The sequence below is a fragment of the Streptomyces sp. 17_S59 genome (assembly GCF_056930295.1).
On sequence record NZ_JBXOWD010000001.1, the window covers coordinates 4,685,760 to 4,711,248 of the forward strand.

A 25,489-nucleotide genomic window follows, 5' to 3' on the forward strand; every position below is an offset into this window, starting at 1 on the left:
TATCAGGGTGCTTTTCAGGGGCGCGGACTCCGGATCGTACGCCCTGTAGTGCGATGGCGCACTCTGGGTGATCTTGTGGAGGTCGCGGCTCCGGATATTCCGGCCGGAGTGTCGGCGGGCTGCGGCAGGATGGGCGGGGTGAACGAGCTTCCGGAGTACGCCGAGCGGGTGCTGGCCGTCGCCGAGCTGATCCCGCCGGGGCGGGTGATGACGTACGGGGACGTCGCCGAGTGGCTCGGCGAGGGAGGCCCCCGGCAGGTGGGGCGCGTGATGGCGCTCTACGGCGGAGCCGTGCCGTGGTGGCGCGTCGTCCGGGCGGACGGCGTGCTGCTGCCCGGCCACGAGCTGCGCGCCCTGGACCGCTACCGGGCCGAGGGCACCCCGCTGCGGGAGGCCCCGGGCTCGTCCGGGGGACATCTGCCGAGGATCGCGATGGCCCGCGCACGCTGGACCGGGGAAGGCGCGGAGGATGTGACTCCGGACACCTGAGGGGGCAGCGCCCGACCCGCCTCCGGCCCAGCCGCCCCAAGGGGTAACCCGAACGGATGAGGCCACTGCCGGGTCCCGGCGACACCCCGGACGCTCTGCGTCCCACCCGCCTCCTGGCGTAGCGTCGGGGACCGGCCCCAGGCCGCCCTTCGGCAGCAGACCCCGCACCTCCCAGGACCGGCGACCCACGTGAGTTCCTCCCCGTCTTCCCGCTCGGCGCGGCAGCCCTCGCCGGGCGCCTACCGCCTCGTGCGCACCCGGCCGGAGCCCGTGGCCCCTCCTCGCCTGGACGCGCGGCAGCGCGCGGTGGTTGAGCACGGGCACGGGCCGCTGCTGGTGCTCGCCGGGCCGGGCACGGGCAAGACGACCACGCTCGTCGAGGCCGTCGTCGACCGGGTGCGGCGGGGCACGGACCCGGCCCGGATCCTCGTCCTGACCTTCAGCCGCAAGGCCGCGGTCGAGCTGCGCGACCGGATGGCGGCCCGGCTGGGGGCGCACGGGCCGCAGGCCACCACCTTCCACTCCTACTGCTACGCGCTGGTGCGGGCGTACCAGGATGCCGACCTGTTCGTGGAGCCGACCCGGCTGCTGTCCGGGCCCGAGCAGGACGTCATGCTGCGCGAGCTGCTCGCCGGGGAGGCCGGGCTCGGGCGCGTCGACTGGCCCGCCGAGCTGCGCGCCTGCCTGACCACGCGCGGCTTCGCCGACGAGCTGCGGGCCGTCTTCGCCCGCAGCCGCGAACTGGGCCTCGGCCCCGCCGAGCTGGGCCGCTTCGCACAGCGCACCGGCCGCCCCGACTGGGGCGCCGCCGCGTCCTTCCTCGCCGAGTACCTGGACGTGCTCGACATGCGCGGCGTGCTCGACTACGCCGAGCTGGTGCACCGCGCCGTCCTCCTCGCCGAGCGCCCGGAGAGCGGGGCCGGGCTCGCCCGCCGGTACGACGCGATCTTCGTGGACGAGTACCAGGACACCGACGCCGCCCAGGTGCGGCTGCTGCGGGCCGTGGCCGGGCAGGGCCGGACGCTGGTCGCCTTCGGCGACCCCGACCAGTCGATCTACGCCTTCCGCGGCGCCGACGTCAACGGCATCCTCGACTTCCCCCGCGCCTTCCCGCAGGCGGACGGCTCCGCCGCCCCGGTGCGGGTGCTCACCGTCTCCCGGCGCGCGGGCGCGCAGCTGCTGGCCGCGACCCGGCTGCTCACCCGCCGCATGCCGCTCACCCGGCTTCCCGCCGGGGCCGTGCGGGACCACCGCGAGCCGGCCGCGGTGCGCGACGGCGGCCGCGTCGAGGCGTACACCTACCCCACCCAGGGCGCCGAGACCGACAACATCGCCGACGTCCTCCGCCGCGCCCACCTGGAGGACGGCGTCCCGTGGCGCGAGATGGCCGTCCTGGTGCGCGCGGGCGCCCGCTCCATACCGGGCCTGCGCCGCGCACTGACCACGGCGGGCGTGCCCGTCGAGGTGGACGGCGACGACGTGCCGCTGCGCCACGAACCGGCCGTGGCCCCGCTGCTGACGGCCCTGCGGGCGGTGGCGGAGTCGGCGGTGCTCCCCGGACCGCAGGCCCTCCGGCTCGACCCCGAGACGGCGCTCACCCTGCTCACCTCGCCCCTCGGCGGCATGGACGCCGCCGACCTCCGCCGCCTGGGCCGGGCCCTGCGGGACGAGGAACGGGCCGCCGGGCAGGCCGTGCCCCGGCCCTCGGACACCCTCGTCGCCGAGGCCCTCGCGGAACCCGGGCGGCTGGCGGCGCACGACCCGGCGTACGCGCGCGGCGCCCAGCGCCTGGGCGCCCTCCTGCACTCCGCCCGCGAACTCCTCGCACGGGGCGGCACCGCCGAGGACGCCCTCTGGGCGCTGTGGGACGGCACCCCCTGGCCGGCCCGGCTCCAGCGCTCGGCCCACCGCGGCGGCGCCGCCGGCCGTAACGCGGACCGCGACCTCGACGCCGTGTGCGCCCTCTTCGAGACCGCCGCCCGCGCCGAGGAGCGCACCGGCGGGCTCGGCGCCCTCAACTTCCTGGACGAGCTGGACGCCCAGGACATCGCCGCCGACACCCTCACCCGCAGGGCGGTGCGCGCCGACGCCGTCCGCCTGATGACCGCGCACCGCGCCAAGGGCCTGGAGTGGCGGCTGGTCGTGGTCGCGGGCGTCCAGGAGGGACTCTGGCCCGACCTGCGCCGCCGCGGCTCGCTCCTGGAGGCCGACCGCATCGGGCGCGACGGGCTCGCCGAACCCCTCAACCCCGGCGCCCTGCTCGCCGAGGAACGGCGGCTGTTCTACGTGGCCGCCACCCGCGCCCGCGACCGCCTCGTCGTCACCGCCGTCAAGGCCGCCGCCGAGGACGGCGACCAGCCCTCCCGCTTCCTGACCGAGCTGGGCACCGAGCCCGTCGACGTCACCCAGCGCCCCCGCCGGCCCCTCGCCGTCGCCGCGCTCGTCGCCGAGCTGCGTGCCACCACCGTCGACCCCGCCGCGTCGGACGCCCTGCGCGCCGCCGCCGCCCGGCGGCTCGCCCGGCTCGCGGCGCTGAGCGACGAGGAGGGCCAGCCGCTCGTCCCCGCCGCCCACCCCTACCGCTGGTGGGGCCTGGCCGAGCCGACCCACAGCGAGGTGCCGCTGCGGGACCCGGAGCGGCCCCTCGCCCTGTCCGGCTCCGCCCTGGGCCAGCTCACCGACACCTGCTCCCTTCAGTGGTTCCTGGGCCGCGAGGTGAAGGCCGACGCGCCCGCCACCGCCGCCCAGGGCTTCGGCAACGTCGTGCACGTGCTCGCCGACGAGGTCGCCTCCGGCCGCACCCCCGCCGACCTCGCCGTGCTCATGGAGCGTCTGGAGTCCGTCTGGGACTCGCTCGCCTTCGACGCCCCGTGGAAGTCCCAGCAGGAGAAGGAGAACGCCCGGGCCGCCCTGGAGCGCTTCCTGCGCTGGCACGTCATGGACCGCGGCGGCCGCAGCGCGGTGGCCACCGAGCACCCCTTCGACGTCACGCTGAAGGCCGAGGACTACCAGGTCCGCATCCGCGGCTCCATGGACCGCGTGGAGCGGGACGACCGGGGCCGCGCCTACGTCGTGGACTTCAAGACCGGCAAGGGCGCGGTCTCCGCGAAGGACGTCGAGCGCCACCCGCAGCTGGCCGTCTACCAGCTCGCGGTCGAGGAGGGCGCCGTGGACGCCGTCTTCGGCGGCGCCCGCCCGCGCCCGGGCGGCGCCGAACTCGTCCAGCTCCGGCAGGGCGCCACCCGCAAGGACGGCGGCGACACGCTGCCCAAGGTGCAGGCGCAGCAGCCGCTGGGGGAGGGGACCTGGGTCGGCGGGCTGCTCGCCGAGGCGGCGGGCCGCGTGCTCGACGAGCGCTTCGCCCCCCGCCCCGGTCAGCACTGCGCGCACTGCTCCTTCCGCGCCTCCTGCACGGCCCGGCCCGAGGGCCGCCAGATCGTGGAGTGAGCTGTCAGTGCCCCCCGTTAGCGTTTCCCGTGTGACCCCGCGCCTGACCGACCCCGAGCAGCTCAAGGAGCTGCTCGGCATCCCGTTCACCCCGGAGCAGACGGCCTGCATCACCGCACCGCCCGCCCCGCAGGTCATCGTGGCCGGGGCCGGCTCGGGCAAGACCACGGTCATGGCCGCCCGCGTCGTCTGGCTGACCGGCACCGGACAGGTCGCCCCCGAGCAGGTGCTGGGCCTCACCTTCACCAACAAGGCGGCCGGCGAGCTGTCCGAGCGCGTCCGCAAGGCGCTCCGCGAGGCCGGCGTCCTGACGGACGAGGCGTACGAGGAGGAGGCGCCCGGGGAGCCGCAGATCTCCACGTACCACGCCTTCGCCGGCCGCCTCCTGAAGGAGCACGGCCTGCGCATCGGCCTGGAGCCCACCGCCCGGCTGCTCGCCGACGCCACCCGCTTCCAGCTCGCCGCCCGCGTCCTGCGCTCCTCCCCGGGCCCGCACCCCCACCTCACCCGCCCCTTCGCCGACCTCGTCGCCGACCTCCTGGCCCTGGACGCGGAGCTGGCCGAGCACCTCGTGCAGCCCGCCCGCCTGCGCACGCACGACCGCGAGCTGCTGGCCGCGTTGGACGGGGCCGGGCTCACCAACGCCGACCTGCGCAAGGTGCCCGAGACCGCCCGCGCCCGCCTGGAGCTGCTGGGCCTGGTCGAGGAGTACCGCAGGGAGAAGCGCGCCCGCGACCTCCTCGACTTCGGCGACCAGATCGCCCTCTCCGCCGGGCTGGCCCGCCTGCCCGAGGTCGGCCGGATCCTGCGCGAGCAGTACGCCGTCGTCCTCCTCGACGAGTACCAGGACACCTCCGTGGCCCAGCGGCTGCTGCTCTCCGGCCTCTTCGGCGGCGGCACGGGCCACGCGGTGACCGCCGTCGGCGACCCCTGCCAGGCCATCTACGGCTGGCGCGGCGCCTCCGTGGCCAACCTGGACGACTTCCCGCACCACTTCCCCCACCGGGACGGGCGCCCCGCAGACCGCTACTCCCTCAGCGAGAACCGCCGCAGCGGCGGCCGCCTGCTCGACCTCGCCAACGGCCTCGCCGCCCCCCTGCGCGCGCGCCACGAGGGCGTCGAGGCGCTGCGCCCGGCCCCGGGCGCGGAGCGCGACGGCATCGTCCGCTGCGCCCTGCTGCCCACGCACGCCGAGGAACTCGACTGGCTCGCCGGCTCCCTCGCCCACCTCGTGCGCACCGGCACCCGGCCCGGCGACATCGCGGTCCTGTGCCGCACGGCCACGGACTTCGCCCAGATCCAGGGCGCCCTCGTCGAACGGGACATCCCCGTCGAGGTGGTCGGCCTCTCCGGCCTGCTGCACCTGCCGGAGATCGCCGACCTGGTGGCCGTCTGCGAGGTTCTCCAGGACCCCACGGCCAATGCCGCGCTGGTCCGCCTGCTGATCGGCCCCCGCTGGCGCATCGGCGCCCGCGACCTGGCCCTTCTCGGCCGCCGCGCCCGCACGCTCGTCCCTTACGGCGGCGCGGGCACGGACCCGGACCGGCGTCTGGCCGAGGCGGTCGAGGGCGTGGACCCGGCCGAGGTGATCTCCCTGGCCGACGCGCTGGACACCTTCCTCACGGAGGGTTCCGCCGACGACGGCCTGCCCTTCTCCCCGGAGGCCCGCGTCCGCTTCGCCCGCCTGGCGGCCGAACTGCGCGACCTGCGCCGCGCCCTGGGGGACCCGCTCATGGACGTCCTCCACCGCGTCCTGGCGACCACCGGCCTGGAGGTGGAACTCTCCGCCTCGCCCCACGCCCTGGCGGCCCGCCGCCGCGAGACCCTCACCCAGTTCCTCGACGTCGCCGCGGGCTTCGCCGCGCTGGACGGCGAGGCGACGCTCCACGCCTTCCTGGGCTTTCTGCGCACTGCCGCCGAGTACGAGAAGGGCCTGGACAGCTCACTGCCGGGCGGCGAGGACACCGTCAAGATCCTCACCGCGCACAAGTCCAAGGGCCTCGAATGGGACGTGGTGGCCGTCCCCGGGCTCGTCTCGAAGACGTTCCCGAGCGAGCAGTCCCGCGAGTCCTGGACGTCCCAGCCCAAGGTCCTCCCGCACGCCCTGCGCGGCGACGCCGAGACGCTCCCCGACGTCGCGGACTGGACGGCCAAGGGCCTGACGGGCTTCAAGACGGCCATGAAGGACCACCAGCACACCGAGGAACTCCGCCTCGGCTACGTCACGTTCACCCGCCCCCGCTCCCTCCTCCTGGGCTCCGGCCACTGGTGGGGCCCCAGCCAGAAGAGGCCGCGCGGCCCCTCGGCCTTCCTGGAGGCGCTGCGCGAGCACTGCGAGGCGGGCCACGGCGAGATCGAGGCATGGGCGGAGGCCCCCGAGGAGGGCGCGGAGAACCCGGCGCTGGAGGAGTCCGCCGCGGACCACTCCTGGCCCCTGCCGCTGGACCAGGCGTCTCTCGCCCGCCGCCGGGCGGCCGCGGAGGCGGTGCTGACGCACCTGGACCGTCCGACGACGGAGCCGCAGCTCACCGACCCCGAACCGACCCACGACCCGGACTGGCCACCCCCGCCGGAGATGGAGGAGGAGTACGCGGAGTACGGGGAGTACGAGGACGAACCGACAGACTGGGACGACCTCCTGGAGGAACGCCCGGAACCGAAGTCGGAAGAGCGCCCGGAACCGAATCCGAATCCGAATCCGAATCCGAATCCGAATCCGGAACCGGACCTGCTCCCCGAGGAGGCCCGCGCCGTGGCCTCCTGGGACCGCGACCTCGACGCCCTGGCCGGCGAGCTGAGGCGTGCCCGCGCCACCGTGCGCGACGTCCCCGTGCCCGCCACGCTGACCGCGTCCCAGTTGATGCGGCTCGCCGCCGACCCGGACGGCTTCGCCCGCGAACTCGCCAGGCCCATGCCGCGCAAGCCGCAGCCCGCCGCCCGCCGCGGCACCCGCTTCCACGCCTGGGTGCAGTCCCGCTTCGAGCCCCAGCCGCTCCCGCTGCCGGGCCCGGACGAGCTGTCCGCCGACGAAGAAGAGGCGGTGATCACCGACGAGCGCGAGCTGACCGCGCTCAAGGACGCCTTCGAGCGCACCCCGTACGCCCGCCGCACCCCGTACCGCGTGGAGGTGCCGTTCCAGATCACCCTGGCGGGCCGGGTGATCCGCGGCCGGATTGACGCGGTGTACCGCACGGGAGGCCCGTCCGACGGCACGGATCCGGACACCGACGAGCACACCGACGAGTACGAGATCGTCGACTGGAAAACCCACCGCCTGCACCAGGCCGACCCCCTCCAGCTGGCGATCTACCGCCTGGCCTGGGCCGAGCAGCACGGCCTGCCACTGTCCGCGGTCACCGCCGCGTTCGTCTACGTGCGCGACGGCGAGACGGTGCGCCCGTCCGGCCTGCCGGACCGCGCCGGACTCGAAAAGATCCTCCTCGGGGAGGAAGGGTGAGGAAACCCGGTCCTGGTCACCCCACGTGTCCGGATAGGCTCGATGGCATGAGCAGCACCCCGGACAGCGCCGTCCGCACGTACATAGACGACCACCGCGCCGCGTTCCTCGAGGACCTGGCCGCGTGGCTGCGCATCCCCTCCGTGTCGGCCGACCCGGCCCGCGCCGGGGACGTGCGCCGCAGCGCCGAGTGGCTGGCGGCGAAGCTCGCGGAGACGGGCTTCCCGACCGTGGAGGTCTGGGAGACGGGCGGCGGCGCCGGTGCCCCGGCGCTGTTCGCCGAGTGGCCCTCGGGCGAGCAGGACGCCCCGACGGTGCTGGTCTACGGCCACCACGACGTCCAGCCCGCCGCCCGCGAGGACGGCTGGCACACGGACCCGTTCGAGCCGACGACGATCGGCGGCAAGCTGTACGCGCGCGGCGCCGCGGACGACAAGGGCCAGGTGTTCTTCCACACCCTGGGCGTCCGCGCCCACCTGGCGGCCACCGGCCGCACCGCGCCCGCCGTCAACGTCAAGCTGCTGATCGAGGGCGAGGAGGAGTCCGGCTCGCCGAACTTCCCCGGCCTGGTCCGCGCCCACGCCGACCGGCTCGCCTGCGACGCGGTGATCGTCTCGGACACCGGCATGTGGTCCGAGGACACCCCGACCGTCTGCACCGGCATGCGCGGCCTCACTGACTGCCAGATCGACCTCTACGGCCCGGACCAGGACATCCACTCCGGCTCCTTCGGCGGCGCCGTGCCCAACCCGGCCACCGAGGCCGCCCGGCTGGCCGCCGCGCTGCACGACGAGGACCGCAGGGTGGCGATCCCGGGCTTCTACGACGGCGTCGTCGAGCTGACCGACGCCGAGCGCGAGCTGTTCGCGGAGCTGCCGTTCGACGAGAAGAGCTGGCTGCGCACCGCGCACTCGCACGGTGCGCTGGGCGAGGCCGGCTTCAGCACCCTGGAGCGCATCTGGGCCCGCCCCACCGCCGAGGTGAACGGCATCGGCGGCGGCTACCAGGGCCCCGGCGGCAAGACCGTCGTGCCGAGGTCCGCCCAGCTGAAGCTGTCGTTCCGGCTGGTGGCGGGCCAGGACGCGGAGGCCGTCGAGGCGTCCGTGCGCGCCTGGGCGGCCGCCCGGCTGCCGGAGGGCATCCGGCACGAGATCACCTTCTGGGGCGCGACCCGCCCCTGCCTGACGCCGCTGGACCACTGGGCGCTGCAGTCGGTCGTCCGGGCCATGGGCCGCGCCTTCGGGCAGAAGATCCGTTTCACCCGCGAGGGAGGCTCGGGACCGGCCGCCGACCTGCAGGACGTGCTGGGCGCCCCGGTGCTCTTCCTCGGCATCTCGGTGCCCTCGGACGGCTGGCACGCGCCGAACGAGAAGGTCGAACTGGACCTCCTCATGAAGGGCGTGGAAACCGCCGCCCATCTCTGGGAGGACCTCGCCGAGAACGCACCCGCCCGCTAAACGGGACCCTGCCCGCAGGCGCGGGCAGCGCACCATCACCATCCACTGGGGGAGTTGGAAGCAGCCGTGACCACCTGGACCGATTTGGCAGCCACCCGACCGATCACGCTCAGCGGTGCGAGCGGCATCGACCGTGCCGCACACCACCGCCTCGACGAGGCGTGGCTCTCCGCGGCCTGGAGTCACCCCTCGACGCGGGTCTTCGTGGTCTCCGGCGGCCAGGCCCTGGTCGACGACACCCCGGACGGGCGCACCGAGCTGGTGATGACGCCCGCGTTCGAGGCGCCCGTCACCGAGACCCACCGCTACTTCCTCGGCCAGGACGAGGACGGGGTGGCCTACTTCGCCCTGCAGAAGGACGCGCTGCCGGGCCGTATGGACCAGTCGGCGCGCCCGGCCGGGCTGCGCGAGGCGGGCCTGCTGCTGTCGCCGCGCGACGCGGGCCTGCTCGTCCACGCCGTCGCCCTGGAGAACTGGCAGCGGCTGCACCGCTTCTGCTCGCGCTGCGGCGAGCGCACGGTCATCGCGGCGGCGGGCCACATCCGCCGCTGCCCGGCCTGCGGCGCCGAGCACTACCCCCGCACCGACCCGGCCGTGATCATGCTGGTCACGGACGAGCAGGACCGGGCGCTGCTGGGCCGCCAGATGCACTGGCCCGAGGGCCGCTTCTCGACCCTCGCGGGCTTTGTGGAGCCGGGCGAGTCCATCGAGCAGGCGGTGCGCCGGGAGGTCGCCGAGGAGGCGGGCGTGGTCGTCGGCGACGTGGAGTACGTCGCCAGCCAGCCCTGGCCCTTCCCCTCCAGCCTGATGCTGGGCTTCATGGCGTGTGCCACGTCCTCGGAGATCCAGGTGGACGGCGAGGAGATCCACGAGGCGCGCTGGTTCTCGCGCGAGGACCTGCGGGCCGCGTTCAAGTCCGGGGAGGTCCTGCCTCCGACCGGCATCTCGATCGCGGCCCGGCTGATCGAACTCTGGTACGGCGAGCCGCTGCCGTAGGACACATTCCAGGGCGTGTCCCGGGACACATCCCGGGACACGCCCTGGAATGCGGCCGCCGGCCGGCCCGGCTCAGACGCCGATCTTGGCCTTGACCTGGGCAAGCGAGGGGTTGGTGAGCGTGCTGCCGTCGGGGAAGAGAACGGTGGGGACCGTCTGGTTGCCACCGTTCGCCTTCTCCACGAAGGCCGCCGAGTCGGCGTCGAGCTCGATGTTGACCTCGTTGTACGCGATGCCCTCGCGGTCCATCTGGCTCTTCAGGCGGCGGCAGTAGCCGCACCAGGTGGTGCTGTACATCGTCACGGTGCTCGACATGCGACCCGCGCTCCTTTTCCTCGGTTGCCTCGGTGGTGTTCCGGGGATAGAACGCGCACCCCTGCACGACCATTCCCGCCGCCCGTATTAGTACGACCGCCCCGGCTCCCCTGTGGACGACATTCCCGGTTGCCCCCGTGGACCTGGCAGCATGGCGGGGTGACAGCAGCAACGCACTCCACCCTCTTCCCCCAGGTGCCGGCCTCCGCCGACGCGGTGCTCGACGGGCTCGACCCGGAGCAGCGCGAGGTGGCCACGGCCCTGTCCGGGCCGGTGTGCGTGCTGGCCGGTGCCGGTACGGGCAAGACGCGGGCGATCACCCACCGCATCGCGTACGGCGTCCGGTCCGGAGTGCTCCAGCCCGCCAGTGTGCTCGCCGTCACCTTCACCAACCGGGCGGCGGGGGAGATGCGCGGCCGGCTGCGCCAGCTCGGCGCGGGCGGGGTCCAGGCGCGGACGTTCCACTCGGCCGCGCTGCGGCAGCTCCAGTACTTCTGGCCCAAGGCCGTCGGGGGCGAGCTGCCCCGGCTGGTCGAGCGGAAGGTCCAGGTCGTGGCGGAGGCCGCGGCCCGCTGCCGGCTCCGCCTCGACCGCAACGAGCTGCGGGACGTCACCGGCGAGATCGAGTGGGCGAAGGTCACCCAGACGGTGCCCGAGGACTACCCGGCGGCCGCCGCCAAGGCCGGCCGCGAGGTCCCCCGCGACCCGGCGGAGATCGCCCGGATCTACGGGGTGTACGAGCAGCTCAAGCGCGAGCGCGTCGTGATCGACTTCGAGGACGTGCTGCTGCTGACCGTCGGCGTGCTCCAGGACCGGCACGACATCGCCGAGACCGTGCGCCGCCAGTACCAGCACTTCGTGGTCGACGAGTACCAGGACGTCAGCCCCCTCCAGCAGCGGCTGCTGGAGCTGTGGCTGGGCGACCGGGACAATCTGTGCGTGGTCGGCGACGCCAGCCAGACCATCTACTCCTTCACCGGTGCCACCCCCGACCACCTGCTGAACTTCCGCACCCGCCACCCGCACGCGACGGTCGTCAAGCTCGTCCGGGACTACCGCTCCACCCCCCAGGTGGTGCACCTGGCGAACGGCCTGCTGTCCCAGGCCCGGGGCAGGGCCGCCGAGCACCGCCTGGAGCTGGTCTCCCAGCGCGACCCCGGCCCCCAGCCGGCCTACGCCGAGTACGCCGACGAGCCCGCCGAGGCCGAGGGCACCGCCCGCCGGGTCCGGGACCTCATCGCCGCAGGGGTGCCCGCCAGCGAGATCGCCGTCCTCTACCGGATCAACGCCCAGTCCGAGGTGTACGAGCAGGCCCTCGCCGATGCCGGGGTGCCCTACCAGCTGCGGGGCGCCGAGCGGTTCTTCGAGCGGCCGGAGGTGCGCGAGGCCGGGCTGCTGCTCCGCGGCGCCGCCCGGGCCGGCGGCCACTCCGACCCCAAGCTCGCAGACGCCGAGGACCTGCCGTCCCAGGTGCGAGCCGTGCTGGGCACCCGGGGCTGGACGCCGGAGCCCCCGGCGGGCTCGGGCGCGGTCCGCGAACGCTGGGAGTCCCTGGCCGCCCTGGTGCGGCTCGCCGAGGACTTCGCCCGCGCCCGGCCGGCGGCCACGCTCGCCGACCTCGTCGCCGAGCTGGACGAGCGGGCGAGCGCCCAGCACGCTCCGACGGTCGAGGGCGTCACGCTCGCCTCGCTGCACGCCGCCAAGGGCCTGGAGTGGGACGCCGTCTTCCTGGTCGGGCTCACCGAGGGCATGCTGCCGATCACCTACGCCAAGACCGACGAGCAGGTGGAGGAGGAGCGCCGGCTGCTCTACGTCGGCGTCACCCGGGCCCGGGTCCACCTCTCCCTGTCCTGGGCGCTCTCCCGCGCCCCCGGCGGCCGGCCCTCCCGGCGGCCCACCCGCTTCCTGAACGGCCTGCGGCCGGGCTCCGCCGCGCCGCACCCGGTGAGCGCCGGACCGCTCGGCCGGGGCGGCATCGAGCGGGGCGTCCGCAAACGGCGGGGCTCGGCGCGCTGCCGCGTCTGCGGGCGGACGCTGACCGACGCGGGCGAGATCAAGCTGATGCGCTGCGAGGACTGCCCCTCGGAGCTGGACGAGGCGCTCTACGAGCGGCTGCGCGACTGGCGGGCCGAGCAGGCCCGGCTGCTGGGCCAGCCCGCGTTCTGCGTCTTCACCGACAAGACCCTGCTGGCGATCGCCGAGGCCGTTCCGGGAACCGAAGGGGACCTGGCGTGCATCTCAGGAGTGGGAGGACGGAAGCTCGAGAGGTTCGGCGCCGACGTCCTCGCGCTGTGCGCAGGCAGGGAGCTGACGTCGGAAGACGTGTCCCCGGACACGTCCGAAGAATCTCCGGAAAAATAGTTTGCGCGCGCGGAGGGCCTACCCATAGCCTTCCGAACAGGAAGCCGCGGGTCTTACGGGATCCGTTCGCTCCGTGCTGTACTGAACCGAGCTGTACCGTATTTAAAAGCCGTTGGACCGGATCCGGTCCCCTGAGACGCCGAGAGGAGGCGGAGAAAATGATCAGCTTCATCGCCAGCAACAAAATGACCGATCGCCAGGTCGCTTCCGCCGCCGTGCTCGGCTCCGCCTTCGGCGCCTTCCAGGGCACCGGTATGCCCGTCGTCCTGCCGGTTCTCCTCGAAGAGCGACCGACCGGGGCGTCTGCGGTAAAGGCAGCAGCATCGGCGCAGGCCACGGCCTATGCCTTTGCCGCAGCGACCAATGGCGCCGGATCCCGTGATGCGCGGCAGCAGCACCAGCTCGACACGACGTGGGCCTTCCGTGGGCTCGAACCCTGGAGAGATCCAGCCTGATCGGCGCGATCAGGTCGGCACCTTCCAGGGCCGCGGAACCCACACCGGGATCCGCGGCCCTTTTGCTTGCCCCCCAGCCCGGGGAAACCAGCCCGGCCACCAGCCGGAACACAGACGAGGAAAACCACACCGTGCAACTCAAGGCGCACACCCCGTCAGTAGCGACCGACTTGATCCCCCCGCCCGTGCCCACGGAGGACACCTTGACCCCCCTCACCTCGCTCACCGACCTCGATGACGCCATCGAGAACCTCGGCGGCTCCGTGCCCTGCCGGAGCTATGACCCGGAGGTCTTCTTCGCCGAGTCCCCGGCCGACGTCGAGTACGCCAAGTCCCTCTGCCAGACCTGCCCGCTGCGTGCGGCCTGCCTCGCCGGGGCCATCGACCGCCGTGAGCCGTGGGGTGTCTGGGGTGGCGAGCTGTTCGTCCAGGGCGTGGTCGTCGCCCGCAAGCGGCCCCGTGGCCGCCCGCGCAAGAACCCGGTCGCCGCATGATCGCCATCGGCACCATCGACCGCCCCACGACGCTCGACCCCAAGAAGCAGGACCCGACGATGCAGCACGCGTCCCCCGAGCCCTTCGGCTCCGGCACCCCCGCCCGTGACACCTCCGGTGCGACCGAGTCGCGCCAGAACAGGAACCTCGAAATGCAACTCATCCCAGAAGCCCTGGCCAGGGCCCATATCCAGGACCGGCTGCGGGAGGCCGAGTCGCAACGCATGGCCGTGCGACTGGCCGCTGCCCGGCGGATGCAGCGCCGCGCCGAGCGCGCCTCGCTGCGCGCCCGTCGGGCCCTTGCCATGGCCGTGATGCACTGAGCGCCCGCGGGGCCGGTCCGAACGGACCGGCCCCGCGCCGCTTTGGATGCCACCCGCCCATCGACGCACCCTAGGGTGCGCCATCCGTTCCGGGACCCCTTGCGGGGATATCGTCTGGGAGTGGACCACAAGACGCACAAGCCAGCGCAGTTGGACCCGGAGGCCGCCGAGCCCGCCGAACCCGTCACCTGCGCGCGCTGCGGCACCCCGGCCCCCGAGGGCACACCGCCGCCGACCTGGATCTGCTCCGTCGAGAACGGCAGCCGCCGCTACTTCTGCGACGACTGCTCCCGCGCCAACCTCAGAGCCATCGAAGGGCGCCTCGACTCGTCCTGGTGGTGAGCACAGGCACGCGCACGAGGACGAGAACGGGCACTGGCGCCCGCGCCACGGCTCAAGCGGGCGTGTCCTGACTCCGGCTGTCCGGCCCGAACCCGGGCACCCACTCCTCCATCTCCTCACGCAGCCGCACCGTGGCACCCAACTGGCAGAGCACCCCGATCGTGCTCATCGTGACCCGGTGTATCAGCAGATACGCCGGCGGCAGATTGAGCTGCCGGGCCAGTTGGTAGGCGGGGGAGCGGGGTTCGGCGATCCGGGCCGCCTGCGCGCGCAGCCACTCCCTGGTGAAGGTGAACTCCTCCGTCTGCATGGGCTCGATGATCGGCAGCAGATACTCCAGCACCGCCCCCGGATCCAGCTCGATCTCCGGTTTGACGAAGCCCTCCGCCCGCAGCAGCTCGTGGACCGCGTCCGCCTCGCCGTCCAGCGTCAGCCGCAGCGCCGTGCCTATCTCCACGGGCAGCCCCTGCGGAAGCCGGTCCACCGTGCCGAAGTCCAGCACACCCAGCCGCCACTTCTCCGGCGGGCCGTCCGGGGCGTCCCCGGTCAGCAGCCGGAAGTTCCCCGGGTGCGGGTCCGCGTGCAGCAGCCCCGTGCGGGCCGTGCCCGAGAAGAGGAAGCGCGCCAGCAGCTGACCGGCCCGGTCCCGCTGCTCCTGGGTGCCCTCCGCTATCACCTGCGACAGCGGCACGCCCTCCAGCCACTCGGTGACCAGCACCTGCTCGCCCTGGTGCACCACGTCCGGCACCGTCACATGGGCGTCACCGGCGAACTCCCGCGCGTGCGCTCTCTGGGACCGGGCCTCCAGCTCGTAATCCAGCTCCTCGGACACCCGGTCGCGCAGCTCGGTGATCAGCGGCTTGATGTCCATACCGGGCACCAGCGGTCCCAGCAGCTTGGCGAATCGCCCGAGTTGCGTCAGATCGGACAGCAGCGCCTCCCCGGCGCCCGGGTACTGCACCTTGACCGCGACTTCGCGCCCGTCGTGCCAGACCGCCCGGTGCACCTGCCCGATCGAGGCCGCCGCCGCCGGGCGGTCGTCGAACTCCTCGAACAGATCGCGCCAGTCCGCCCCCAGCCGCTCCGCCAGCGCCCTGTGCACCGTTCTCGTCGGCATCGGGGGTGCCGCTTCCTGAAGCTTCGTCAGTGCGGCCCGGTAAGGACCGGCGACCTGCTCGGGGAGGGCCGACTCGAAGACCGACAGCGCCTGGCCGAGCTTCATGGCGCCGCCCTTCAGCTGCCCGAGCGTCGTGAACAACTGCTCGGCCGTGCGCTGCTGAAGCTCCGCGGCTATCTTCTCCGCGGGCCGTCCTCCGATGCGCTTCCCCAGCCCGAGCGCCGTGCGCCCCGCGAACCCCAGTGGCAGCGCGGCCAACTTGGCGGTACGGGTGACCGCCTTGCGGGGTAGATCAGACATGCGCCCCTCCAACTAGCTGAACAGCCACGCCGCGGACGGCGGTTACCGGGTCATTGTCCCCGTGCGGTGCCTGTGCGATCACGGAACACCGGGATGCGGAGCTCCCGCCGCGCCGCACGGACACCGCGGATGCGGCTCGACGGGACGGGGCGTCCAGACCGGATCCGGCAGCGCCAGCTCCAGCCGGACCCCCGCGCCCGACGCGGCCCGACCGTCGAGAAAGGCCAGCGCCCGCACCACGGTCAGCCCCGCCACGACCGTGGCCAGTGCCATGTCGCAAGACGGTACCCCCGGGCCGCGGCCGGACCGCCACTGGGCAAGCATCCTGGGCCAGGCCGGATCCCGCTCGGCCCGCGCCAGCTCCACACAGCCCGCACACGCCGACCCGCCTGGCAGCACCAGAGGGCCCACCACCCCGGTGGCCTCCAGCACCCCCGCGTACAGATGCGGCGTCCCGGAGCGGATCAGCTCCTCGGCTGCCGCCGGGTCCGGTGCGTACGCCGCGAGGCCGTCGCGCGGGGCGAACACCACCAGCGCCAGCGGCGGCTCGGGCTGCTCCGTGCCGCCCCGCACCCGCGGCCGGGGCAAGGGGGCGGCCTGCCGCACCGCCTGCCGCGCGGCGGTCTCCCGCCGCTCCCCGGCCCGCTCGGCCCGCACCCCGCCGGGCGACACGTCCCACGCCTCGACGCAGCCGCCGTCCTGCACATCGACCCGGCCCACCCCGGCGGCCGACAGCAGTGCCGCCACGGCCGCCCCCACCCGGCCCGCGCCCCGCACCTGCACCCGCATCGCCTGCCGCGCCGCCATCAGCCGCATCGCCGCCCCCGCCTCGGGCCGGAGCACGGACAGCGAGCCCAGGTCTGGCCGCAGCCCGTCCAGGCCGTGGCCCCGGCCCCGCAGCGCGGCGGCCCCCTCGCCGCCGCCGCGCGGGTCGTCCAGCAGCCCGGCCCCGGCCAGCCGCTCCACCAGGGCATCGGCACGGCCCTCGGGCAGCCCGATCCGTCTCGCCTCCTCCCGCAGCAGCGGCAGCCCCCGTGTGCCGTCGAGGAGGCCGAGGAAGCAGCCCGTGGCGGTGTCCACCGGCCCCACGACGACCGCGTGCGCGGGCGCGATCCCGAACTGAACGGTGTCCCGGCTGCGCCAGGCCCGCCGCAGCGCGGGCTTGACCATCGGATGCGCCGCCCGGCCCGCCGCCGGCCGCGCGGGCACGAACGGAGATTCGCCTGCGGATGCGGAGTTTCCGGGCTTCGCCCCGGTCCGTACGGTCACGGTCATGGTCACGGTCCCCCCTCGGTCGGGCTTCAGCATGCCCTCCCCGGCCGGTCGCCGGGCGGAGTTGTCCACAGGTCCGGAGTGATAGTCATACAAGCCGGTGCTCTGCCGGGTGTTTCCCCGACAACCGACCGCGGGGCGGGACTTCCCGCACTGACAGCGGGTAACGTCGGGGCGTGCCCGTCGATCCCCTGCACAGTGCCGCACGACCACCGCGCAGCGCTCCGAGCCCCTTCGTCAGGGGCCAGGAGGCCGGTGCGGTCGAGGTCCGCAGGAGCGCGCGGCGGCGCAGAACGGTCTCCGCCTACCGCGAGGGCGACCGCACCGTCGTCCTGATCCCCGCCCGCATGTCGGACGCGGAGGAGAAGCGCTGGGTCGGCGTGATGCTCGACAAGCTCGCGGCGCAGGAGAGCAAGCGGATGCTCGGCGACACCGAGCTGGCCGACCGGGCCAGCCGCCTCTCCGAGCAGTACCTGGACGGCCGCGCGCGCCCCGCCACGGTCCGCTGGGTGGGCAACCAGAACACGCGCTGGGGATCGTGCACCCCCGCCGAGGGCAGCATCCGCCTCTCGCACCGCCTCCAGGGCATGCCCGAGTACGTCGTGGACTACGTCCTGCTCCACGAGCTGGCGCATCTGCTGGTCCCCGGGCACGGCCCGGAGTTCTGGCGGCTTCTGGAGGCGTACCCGCGCACCGAGCGCGCCCGCGGCTACCTCGAGGGAGTGGTCGCGGCCGACCGCCTGCCCCACCTCCCCGCCGCCCGGAGCGAGTGACGGAGCCCTTCATTCCGCCCCGGAATCACCTGCTGTCGGCCGCAGCCGTTAGCCTGGCGCAACGCATTCGGCACACCACAGCCACGGAAGCACCGCCAGGCACGGAGGGGGACGGTCGTCACGCATGTCCAGGGAATTCCAGCGCGGCCACAAGGCCAAGATCAGTGACCTGACGGCGGGGACGGACCTGTACGTCGGCGTGCAGGTCGGCGGGCCCGGCCTGACCTTCGACATCAGCTGCTTCGGCCTCGACGCCGGCGAACGGCTCTCGGACGACCGCTACTTCGTCTTCTTCAACCAGCCGAAGTCCCCCGAGGAGGCGATCCAGCAGCTCGGCGCGCAGGCCGGCGACACGGAGTCCTTCCGCGTCACGCTCGACCGCATCCCGGCGCACATCCGCAAGCTCACCTTCACGGCCACCCTCGACGGCGCCGGCCAGATGTCGCAGATCGGCCCCGGCTACCTGCGCGTCGTCGCGGGCGGGGCCGAGGTGGCCCGCTACTCCTTCACGGGCGCGGAGTTCAGCACCGAGCGTGCCGTGATGCTCGGCGACATCTACCTCAAGGACGTCTGGCGGTTCGCCGCCGTCGGCCAGGGCTTCGACGGCGGCCTGGAGGCGCTGCTGAAGAACTTCGGCGGCGAGGTACTGGAGGAGGAGCCCGCGCCCGCCCCGGCCGCCGCCGCTCCCGCCTTCGCGCCGCCGCAGGCCAGCGCACCCCCCGCCTTCGCCCCGCCCGCCACTCCGGCCCCGGCACCCCAGGCACCCGCACCCCAGGCCCACGCGCCGCAGGCCCCGGCCCCGGCGCCCGCCCAGGGCTTCGCGCCCCCGCCGGGCAGCACTCCGCCCCCGCAGGCCCCCGCGCCCTCCCAGGTGCACGCGGCCGCCACCCTCGCCGCCCCCATCGCCCCGCCCGGCTACTTCTCCGGCGGCCAGACCTCGCCCGGCGGCACCGTCCCGCCGCCCCCCGGCCCGCCCGGCGTGCCCCACCCGCACGCCTCGCACGCCCCCTACGCCCAGCAACCGGCGGCCCCCCAGCAGCCCTACGGCATGCCCGCGCAGCAGCCCTACCCGGCCGCCCCGCCCGCCGCCCCGTACGGCCAGCCGGGCCAGCCCGGCCAGCAGCCCTACGGGCAGCCCGCTCCCTACGGCGCCCCCGCAGCGGCCCCGCAGGGCGCCGCCCCCGGCGTCCAGGCCGCGCTCGAGAAGTACCGCGAGGTGCCCACCGGGCAGCGCTGGACCCTGCAGAACTCCAAGCTCATCCGGGTCGACCTCGGCGCGGACCCGCAGCCGGTGCTCGCCCGGCAGGGCAGCATGGTGCTCTACCAAGGCAAGATCGACTTCTCCTACAAGGGCTCCGGCATCATGGGCCGCATCGTGGGCGGCGCCACCGGCCAGGAGCTGCAGCTGATGCGCTGCACCGGCCGCGGCCAGGTCTTCCTCGCCGAGAACGCCGCGCACGTCCACCCCATCCAGCTGGAGAACGACGCGATCTGCGTCTCCGCCGACTCGGTGCTCGCCTTCGACGAGTCGCTGCACCACGAGGTCCGCCGGATCGACGGTCACGGCATCCCCGGCGGCGCGCTGTTCACCATGCAGTTCCAGGGCGTGGGCACCGTCGTGGTGAAGACCCACGGCACGCCCGTCGTGCTGCCCGTCACCCCCTCCACCTACGCCGACAGCAACGCCATCGTGGCCTGGTCGGCCGGCGCCCAGGTGATCGTCTCCAGCCAGGTGCGGCTGCGCCGCACCTCCTACTACGGCCACAGCGGGGAGGCCGTGAACCTGCAATTCCGCGGCGCGCCCGGAAACTTCATCGTCGTCCAGCCCTACGAGGTCTGAGGGAGCCCGAAATGACCGTGAATCATCCGCCTATGTCGGGTTACGCCCCGACCCCGCCCGCGGCCCGCATGGAGACCCACGGCAGCAAGATGCTGAAGGTCGCCATGCAGACCGGCCACGACCTGTTCGCCCGCTCGGGCTCGATGGTCGCCTACGAGGGCTACGTCCAGTACGACCCGAACCCGCCCGCCGTCCGGCAGATGGCCTCCCAGTGGCTCACCGGCGAGGGCGTGCCCCTCATGCGGTGCCACGGCGACGGCCTGCTCTACCTCGCCGACTACGGCGCGGACGTGGTCGTCCTCCAGCTCAACGGCGACTCGCTGTCCGTCAACGGCACCAACGTCCTCGCCTTCGACGCCCACCTCCAGTGGGGCGTGGAGCGCGTCAAGGGCATGGCGAAGTTCGCCGGACAGGGCCTGTTCAATGTGGGGATCAGCGGCACCGGTTGGGTCGCCCTGACCTCCCGCGGCACCCCGATCGTCGTCGACTGCGGGCGGGGCGACGACGAGACCTATGTCGACCCCGACGCGCTCGTGGCCTGGTCGAGCAACCTCAGGATGAAGGGCAAGCGCAGCTTCAAGGCGTCCTCCCTGATCGGCCGCGGCAGCGGCGAGGCCTACCAACTGGGCTTCTCCGGCGAGGGGTTCGTGGTCGTACAGCCCAGCGAGGACAGCACCGACCGGCTCCGGGCCCGGGGCTGAGGGGGACGAGGACACCATGCAGAGCCCGCTTTTCGGCCACGTAGAGGCCCAGACGCAGGAGCGCTACGCCCTGCAGAACCCGCAGCTGCTGCGGGTCTCCCTGACCGGCCACGAGGACGTCCTCGCCCGCAAGGGCTCGATGGTCGCCTACCAGGGCATGATCGAGTTCGACGGCGAGTACCGGTCGCCCAGCCAGCAGTACGCCCAGACGTACATGGGCGAGGGCCTGGACCTGATGCGCTGCTCCGGGCAGGGCACGGTCTACCTGGCCAATCTGGCCCAGCACGTCCACGTCGTCGACGTCGACCACGACGGCCTGACCGTGGACGGCGCCTATGTCCTCGCGCTGGACTCCAGCCTGCACTGGGACACCATCGCGGTCGACAGCCAGTACGGGATCGCCGGCGCCGGCTCCTACCAGCTCAACATCTCCGGCCGGGGCAAGGTCGCGCTGATGACCTCGGGGCAGCCGCTGATGCTCCAGGTCACCCCCGACCGGTTCGTCAGCGCCGACGCGGACGCGGTCGTTGCCTGGTCGGCCTCGCTGCGCGTGCAGATGCAGGCGCAGACGTCCTCGTCCGGCGTGTGGCGGCGGCGCGGCAGTACGGGCGAGGGCTGGGAGCTGAGCTTCTCCGGCAACGGCTACGCGCTCGTCCAGCCCAGCGAGCTGCTGCCGCCGCAGGGCACGGAGATCGGCCAGGGGCTGATGGCCCAGTACGGCGTCGGCCAGCACGGCGCGCACGCCCAGAACCAGGGCAACATCTGGAGCAACTGAGCCCGCGCGTAAGGGGCATGTGTAAGGGGCGGTCACCACGGTGACCGCCCCTTACACATGCCCCTTACCGCTGCCTTTACTGCTGTCCTTGCAGCCGCTCCAGCGTCCGCCGCATCAGCTGGACCACCGACTCGTCGGCCACCGAGGCCACCTCGTCGTACGGGAACCAGCGCAGGTCCAGCGACTCGTCGCTGATGGCCGCCGTGGCACCGGCCGGCACCAGCGCCGCGTACTGCACGTCCAGGTGCCAGTTGCAGGGCGCCGGGATCGGGTGCCGGTCCAGCCGCACGGGGCCGCCCGGCAGCAGCGTCAGCCCGGCGATCCCGGACTCCTCCGTGGCCTCCCGCAGCGCGGCCTCCTCGACCGTCGCGTCACCGGGCTCGCAGTGGCCGCCCATCTGGAGCCACATCCGGAGCTTGCGGTGCAGCGTGAGCAGGACCCGGCCCTGGGCGGGGTCGATCACCAGCGCGCTCGCCGTGATGTGCCCGGCCTCGCAGGGCTTCCACATGCCGTCCGGGTGGGCGGCCAGGTGGTCCAGGTAGAGCCCGCGCAGCTCGCTCTGGTCCGCGTACTCCTTCAGCACGCGGACCGCGTTCTCGTGCAGGCTCACTTCTTGTCGCCCTCGCCGCCCTTTTCGCCGTCTTCGTCGGACTCGTCCTGCTTCTTCTCTTCGGGGCGCTCGGCACTCCCAGCGCCCCCGGCGCCCTTGGCAGCCTCACCGAGCATCTTGTCCAGCTCGGAGAAGTCCAGGTGCTCGCGGTGGACGAAGCCGTCCGGGTCGTCCAGGTCCGCGGCCGTCGGCAGCATGTCCGGGTGCTCCCAGAGGCCGTCCCGGCCCTCCAGGCCGCGCGCGTCCGTGAGCGAGGCCCACAGCCGCGAGGCGTCCCGCAGCCGGCGGGGCCGCAGCTCCAGGCCGATCAGCGTGGCGAAGGTCTGCTCCGCCGGGCCGCCCGTGGCACGCCGCCTGCGCAGCGTCTCGCGCAGGGCGCCCGCCGACGGCAGGTGGGGCTCGGCCGCGGCGTGCACGACCGCGTCCACCCAGCCCTCGACCAGCGCGAGCGCGGTCTCCAGGCGGGCCAGCGCGGCCTTCTGCTCCGCAGTGTCCTCCGGCTGGAACATGCCCTGCTGGAGGGCCTCCTGCAGCTGCTCGGGGTGCGTGGGGTCGAGCTGGCCGACCACGTCCTCCAGCTTGGCGGTGTCCACCTTGATGCCCCGGGCGTAGCCCTCGACGGCGCCGAACAGGTGCGAGCGCAGCCACGGCACGTGGGCGAAAAGCCGCTGGTGGGCGGCCTCGCGCAGGGCCAGGTACAGCCGCACCTCGTCCTGCGGGACGCCCAGCCCGGAGCCGAACGCCTCGATGTTCACCGGGAGCAGCGCGGCCTTGCCCGCCGGGCCGAGCGGCAGGCCGATGTCGGTGGAGCCGACGACCTCGCCCGCCAGCACGCCCACGGCCTGGCCGATCTGGGTGCCGAACATGGCACCGCCCATGCTGCGCATCATCCCGAGCAGCGGGCCCGCCATGGCCTGCATCTCCTCGGGCAGCACGCTGCCCATGGCCGCCCCGACGCGCTCCGCGACCGGGTCGACCAGGTCCTTCCACACCGGCAGGGTCGCCTCGACCCACTCCGCGCGGCTCCAGGCCACGGCCGTGCCCGAGCCCGACGGCAGGGACGTCACGCCGTCCAGCCACAGGTCGGCCAGGCGGACGGCCTCCTCCACCGCTGCCCGCTCGCCCGCCGTGACGCTGGCGTCCTTGGAGCCGTCGGCGGTGCCCTGCGCGACGGTCTGGCGGGCGATGTCCTTGGCCATGTCCCAGTTCACCGGGCCGCCCTCGTAGGAGAGCATCTGCCCGAGCTGCTGGAAGGCGGCGCCCAGGTCGTTCGGGTTCATGGAGCCGAACATCGCGGCGAAGGGGTTGTCCCCGCCGCCCGCGGCCCCGCCGAACCCGAACGGATTCGCAGGCCCCTGGCCGCCTCCCTGGCCACCGCCCTTCTTCTTGCCGTCGTCGCCGTTCTCCGGCTCCTCCGGCGGAAGACCGAATCCGAATGGGGTGTCACTCACGGGTTTCCTCGGCTCGTAGGGCCACCGGCTCCGGACCGGCGGCGAATGCCCGACAACACCACCAAGCGTAGACACCTCGCCGCTATCCGGGCTTGGTGCTCCGCGCGCCCGGGGCCTGCGGCAGGATGGACGTCACCTGGTACGTACGCGTCATGACAAACGTGATGGCACATACGTACTGAAGACAACCGCTGGAGACGCCCGGTGAGTTCCCCCGACCGAGAAGCCGACCGAGAAGTTCGCGCAGCGCGAAACGGTTCCGCGCGCGAGAGTACGACCATGCCCAGGCTGCCGCTCGGAGGCTCCGCCTCCGGGCGGCGGCCCGTCGTCGCGGTGACCGGTGCCGCGAGCGGCGTCGGCGCGCTGCTCACGCGGCGGCTCGCCGAGTCCGAGGAGATCAAGCAGGTCGTGGCGATCGACGAGCGCCGCGGAGACGTGACCGAGGCGCAGTGGCACGTGCTGGACGTCCGCGACCCGGCGATCGCCGAGAAGCTGCGCGGCGCCGACGTCGTGGTCCACCTCGCGATCGACCTCGACCTGGAGACCGACGCCGCCGCGCGCACCGCCTACAACGTCCGCGGCACCCAGACCGTGCTGACCGCCGCCGCGGCCGCGGGCGTGCACCGCGTGGTGCTGTGCACCTCCGCGATGGTCTACGGGGCGCACCCCGACAACGACGTGCCGCTCGCCGAGGACGCCGAGCTGCGGGCCACCGCCGAGGCGACGGGGGTGGGCGACCTGCTGGAGATAGAGCGGCTGGCCAGGCGTGCGCCGCGGGCGCACCCAGGCCTGAACGTCACGGTGCTGCGCCCGGCCATCCTGGTCGGCGGCACGGACACCGCACTGACCCGCTACTTCGAGTCCCCGCGCCTGCTGGTGGTCGCCGGATCGCGGCCGACCTGGCAGTTCTGCCACGTCGACGACCTGGTGAGCGCGCTGGAGTTCGCCGCCCTGGAGCGGGCGGAGGGGGAGCTGGCCGTCGCCTGCGACGGCTGGCTGGAGCAGGAGGAGGTCGAGGAGCTGACCGGCATCCGCCGCATGGAGCTGCCCTCGGCCGTCGCGCTGGGCGCGGCCTCCCGGCTGCACCGCCTGGGGCTGACCCCCTCCCCGGCCGGTGACCTCGAATACACGATGCACCCCTGGGTGGTCAGCGGCCACCGGCTGCACGACGCGGGGTGGCGGCCCCGCTGGACGAACGAGGAAGTGCTGGCCGAGCTGCTGGCGGAGGTCGCCGGGCGGCACACGGTCGCGGGCCGTCGCCTCGGCCGCAAGGACGCCACCGCCGCCGGAGCCGCGGGCGCGACCGTGGCCCTGCTGGGCACGGCGGCCCTGGTGCGCCGGGCCCGCAAGGCCCGCAGGCGGCTCTAGGGGGCGCACAGGCCCCTGTGGGCTCCCCCGGGGCACTCCCGGGGCGCGGAGGCCCGTACACGCTCGTACGGGCGTTTGGAGGACCGCACAGAGGGGCCGGGGCAGGTCCGGGCGAACGGCCGTGCCGCACGCCGTGCCGCCGTACGGCACGATGGAGCGCATGTCTGCCATCCCCCCGCCCGGCGAGCCCACCGGATCCCACCTCGGCGAATTCGCCGCACCGGACCCCATCCGCCTCCTCGCGATCAGGGACACTCCCTTGTCCCTGGACGAGGTCTTCGCGGCCGTCGGCGACGACTCCGCGGGCGGCACCGCGCTCTTCGTCGGCACCGTGCGCGACCACGACGGCGGCGCGGACGTCGCCGGGCTCGGCTACTCGGCGCACCCCTCCGCGGAGGCCGAGCTGCGCCGGGTCGCGGAGAAGGCCGCCGCGGACTTCCCGGTACGGGCGATGGCGGCCGTGCACCGGGTGGGCGAGCTGGCCGTGGGGGATCTGGCCGTCGTGGTGGCCGTCTCCTGCCCGCACCGGGCGGAGGCGTTCGCGGCGTGCCGGCGGCTGATCGACGATCTCAAGCGCGAGGTGCCGATCTGGAAGCACCAGGTGTTTGCGGACGGAACCGAGGAGTGGGTGGGGGTCTAGGGGGCCCGGGCCGGGAAGGATGAGAGGGGGCGGACGTGCTGCGTGCGGAGGTACGCGGGCGCGGCACGAGCGCGACTGCGCCGAATCCGCTACAGACATGACCACTTTTGGGCCGTTCCCGGTTGCGTAACCGGCTCGCCGACGTAAGCGTTGAGACCGAAGACGACTAATCTGCTCATCAGTCAGTAGCGATTGCGTAAAGGGGTCGGAGGGCGGCATGGCGGCGCTCGCTTGGTTGCTGATTCCCGTTGCCGCGGCGGTTGCGGCCGCCCTGTGGGGCAGCTGGGCCGCTCGTTACCGAAAATCCGGTGACGTCGCGGAACTCGCGGGGTACGCAAAGTTCCGCGAGGCCATGGAGCGTACGGAGATCCGCGAGACGCCCGTGCCGGAGCGCCCGGAGGTCCGTGAGACAGAGGTCCGTGAGACGGCCATGGCGGAGCCCACCGAGTCCGGCTCCGGCCCGGCGTAGCCGGAGCGCGCCGTAGCCGCCCCGGACGGACCGCCCC

22 protein-coding genes are annotated in these 25,489 nt (G+C 73.9%); 17 read left to right on the forward strand and 5 right to left on the reverse strand.

Features of this window, described 5'->3' with window-relative positions; all coding sequences use genetic code 11:
* The first annotated feature begins 129 nt into the window (after positions 1-129).
* The 5 genes from AC1Z4A_RS21340 to nudC all read left to right on the forward strand — a co-directional run bounded on the left by AC1Z4A_RS21340 (position 130) and on the right by nudC (position 9,846).
* Positions 130-489, forward strand: coding sequence for an MGMT family protein (locus AC1Z4A_RS21340; RefSeq protein WP_483683669.1), 360 nt, complete (start codon positions 130-132; stop codon positions 487-489).
* A 189-nt stretch (positions 490-678) separates the two neighbouring features.
* Positions 679-3,936, forward strand: coding sequence for an ATP-dependent helicase (locus AC1Z4A_RS21345; protein ID WP_483681157.1), 3,258 nt, complete (start codon positions 679-681; stop codon positions 3,934-3,936).
* Positions 3,937-3,967: 31 nt separating this feature from the next.
* Positions 3,968-7,393: an ATP-dependent helicase gene (locus AC1Z4A_RS21350; protein ID WP_483681158.1), complete on the forward strand. Its 3,426-nt coding sequence runs from the start codon at positions 3,968-3,970 to the stop codon at positions 7,391-7,393.
* A 47-nt stretch (positions 7,394-7,440) separates the two neighbouring features.
* Entirely contained in the window at positions 7,441-8,850 is a 1,410-nt protein-coding gene (locus AC1Z4A_RS21355) for a dipeptidase (protein ID WP_483681159.1), read from the forward strand.
* 66 nt (positions 8,851-8,916) lie between these two features.
* Entirely contained in the window at positions 8,917-9,846 is a 930-nt protein-coding gene (gene nudC, locus AC1Z4A_RS21360) for an NAD(+) diphosphatase (protein WP_483681160.1), read from the forward strand.
* A 72-nt stretch (positions 9,847-9,918) separates the two neighbouring features.
* Here nudC and AC1Z4A_RS21365 read toward each other — a convergent pair whose 3' ends face one another.
* Positions 9,919-10,161, reverse strand: a complete 243-nt coding sequence (locus AC1Z4A_RS21365) for a mycoredoxin (protein ID WP_483681161.1) — start codon at positions 10,159-10,161, stop codon at positions 9,919-9,921.
* Between the two features lie 159 nt (positions 10,162-10,320).
* On the opposite strand from AC1Z4A_RS21365, the gene AC1Z4A_RS21370 reads away from it, so the two are divergent.
* The 5 genes from AC1Z4A_RS21370 to AC1Z4A_RS21390 all read left to right on the forward strand — a co-directional run bounded on the left by AC1Z4A_RS21370 (position 10,321) and on the right by AC1Z4A_RS21390 (position 14,136).
* Entirely contained in the window at positions 10,321-12,522 is a 2,202-nt protein-coding gene (locus AC1Z4A_RS21370) for an ATP-dependent DNA helicase UvrD2 (protein ID WP_483681162.1), read from the forward strand.
* Positions 12,523-12,680: 158 nt separating this feature from the next.
* Positions 12,681-12,977 (forward strand): hypothetical protein, encoded by a 297-nt coding sequence (locus AC1Z4A_RS21375; protein ID WP_483681164.1) that lies wholly within the window; start codon positions 12,681-12,683, stop codon positions 12,975-12,977.
* A gap of 131 nt (positions 12,978-13,108) precedes the next feature.
* A complete protein-coding gene (locus AC1Z4A_RS21380) occupies positions 13,109-13,471 on the forward strand; it encodes a WhiB family transcriptional regulator (protein ID WP_483681166.1) in 363 nt (120 codons plus the stop codon).
* On the forward strand, positions 13,468-13,794 hold the full coding sequence (locus tag AC1Z4A_RS21385) for a hypothetical protein (RefSeq protein WP_483681168.1): 327 nt from the start codon (positions 13,468-13,470) through the stop codon (positions 13,792-13,794). The genes AC1Z4A_RS21380 and AC1Z4A_RS21385 overlap by 4 nt, the downstream gene beginning before the upstream one ends.
* Before the next feature lie 120 nt (positions 13,795-13,914).
* Positions 13,915-14,136 carry a hypothetical protein gene (locus AC1Z4A_RS21390; protein ID WP_483681170.1) on the forward strand — a complete coding sequence of 74 codons (222 nt, stop codon included), beginning with the start codon at positions 13,915-13,917 and terminating at the stop codon, positions 14,134-14,136.
* A 52-nt stretch (positions 14,137-14,188) separates the two neighbouring features.
* Here the strand turns inward: AC1Z4A_RS21390 and AC1Z4A_RS21395 are convergent, their stop codons facing one another.
* Both AC1Z4A_RS21395 and AC1Z4A_RS21400 read right to left on the reverse strand, forming a co-directional pair.
* Entirely contained in the window at positions 14,189-15,553 is a 1,365-nt protein-coding gene (locus AC1Z4A_RS21395; protein WP_483681172.1) for an ABC1 kinase family protein, read from the reverse strand.
* Between the two features lie 78 nt (positions 15,554-15,631).
* Positions 15,632-16,723, reverse strand: coding sequence for a ThiF family adenylyltransferase (locus AC1Z4A_RS21400; RefSeq protein ID WP_483683670.1), 1,092 nt, complete (start codon positions 16,721-16,723; stop codon positions 15,632-15,634).
* Between the two features lie 278 nt (positions 16,724-17,001).
* On the opposite strand from AC1Z4A_RS21400, the gene AC1Z4A_RS21405 reads away from it, so the two are divergent.
* The 4 genes from AC1Z4A_RS21405 to AC1Z4A_RS21420 all read left to right on the forward strand — a co-directional run bounded on the left by AC1Z4A_RS21405 (position 17,002) and on the right by AC1Z4A_RS21420 (position 20,914).
* Positions 17,002-17,598, forward strand: a complete 597-nt coding sequence (locus AC1Z4A_RS21405; RefSeq protein ID WP_483681174.1) for a M48 metallopeptidase family protein — start codon at positions 17,002-17,004, stop codon at positions 17,596-17,598.
* A gap of 124 nt (positions 17,599-17,722) precedes the next feature.
* Complete coding sequence (locus AC1Z4A_RS21410; protein WP_483681176.1) at positions 17,723-19,438, forward strand: TerD family protein; 1,716 nt, start codon at positions 17,723-17,725, stop codon at positions 19,436-19,438.
* A 32-nt stretch (positions 19,439-19,470) separates the two neighbouring features.
* Positions 19,471-20,139 carry an AIM24 family protein gene (locus AC1Z4A_RS21415; protein ID WP_483681177.1) on the forward strand — a complete coding sequence of 223 codons (669 nt, stop codon included), beginning with the start codon at positions 19,471-19,473 and terminating at the stop codon, positions 20,137-20,139.
* Positions 20,140-20,155: 16 nt separating this feature from the next.
* A complete protein-coding gene (locus AC1Z4A_RS21420; RefSeq protein WP_483681178.1) occupies positions 20,156-20,914 on the forward strand; it encodes an AIM24 family protein in 759 nt (252 codons plus the stop codon).
* Between the two features lie 76 nt (positions 20,915-20,990).
* On the opposite strand, the gene AC1Z4A_RS21425 is transcribed toward AC1Z4A_RS21420, so the two are convergent.
* Together AC1Z4A_RS21425 and AC1Z4A_RS21430 are read right to left on the reverse strand one after the other, a co-directional pair.
* A complete protein-coding gene (locus AC1Z4A_RS21425; RefSeq protein ID WP_483681180.1) occupies positions 20,991-21,524 on the reverse strand; it encodes an NUDIX hydrolase in 534 nt (177 codons plus the stop codon).
* Positions 21,521-22,975 carry a zinc-dependent metalloprotease gene (locus AC1Z4A_RS21430; protein WP_483681182.1) on the reverse strand — a complete coding sequence of 485 codons (1,455 nt, stop codon included), beginning with the start codon at positions 22,973-22,975 and terminating at the stop codon, positions 21,521-21,523. Before AC1Z4A_RS21430 ends, AC1Z4A_RS21425 begins: the two co-directional genes overlap by 4 nt.
* Before the next feature lie 279 nt (positions 22,976-23,254).
* On the opposite strand from AC1Z4A_RS21430, the gene AC1Z4A_RS21435 reads away from it, so the two are divergent.
* The 3 genes from AC1Z4A_RS21435 to AC1Z4A_RS21445 all read left to right on the forward strand — a co-directional run bounded on the left by AC1Z4A_RS21435 (position 23,255) and on the right by AC1Z4A_RS21445 (position 25,452).
* On the forward strand, positions 23,255-24,343 hold the full coding sequence (locus AC1Z4A_RS21435) for an SDR family oxidoreductase (protein WP_483681183.1): 1,089 nt from the start codon (positions 23,255-23,257) through the stop codon (positions 24,341-24,343).
* A gap of 160 nt (positions 24,344-24,503) precedes the next feature.
* Positions 24,504-24,983 carry a molybdenum cofactor biosynthesis protein MoaE gene (locus AC1Z4A_RS21440; RefSeq protein WP_483681185.1) on the forward strand — a complete coding sequence of 160 codons (480 nt, stop codon included), beginning with the start codon at positions 24,504-24,506 and terminating at the stop codon, positions 24,981-24,983.
* Positions 24,984-25,200: 217 nt separating this feature from the next.
* Positions 25,201-25,452 (forward strand): hypothetical protein, encoded by a 252-nt coding sequence (locus AC1Z4A_RS21445; RefSeq protein ID WP_483681187.1) that lies wholly within the window; start codon positions 25,201-25,203, stop codon positions 25,450-25,452.
* Positions 25,453-25,489 lie beyond the last annotated feature (37 nt).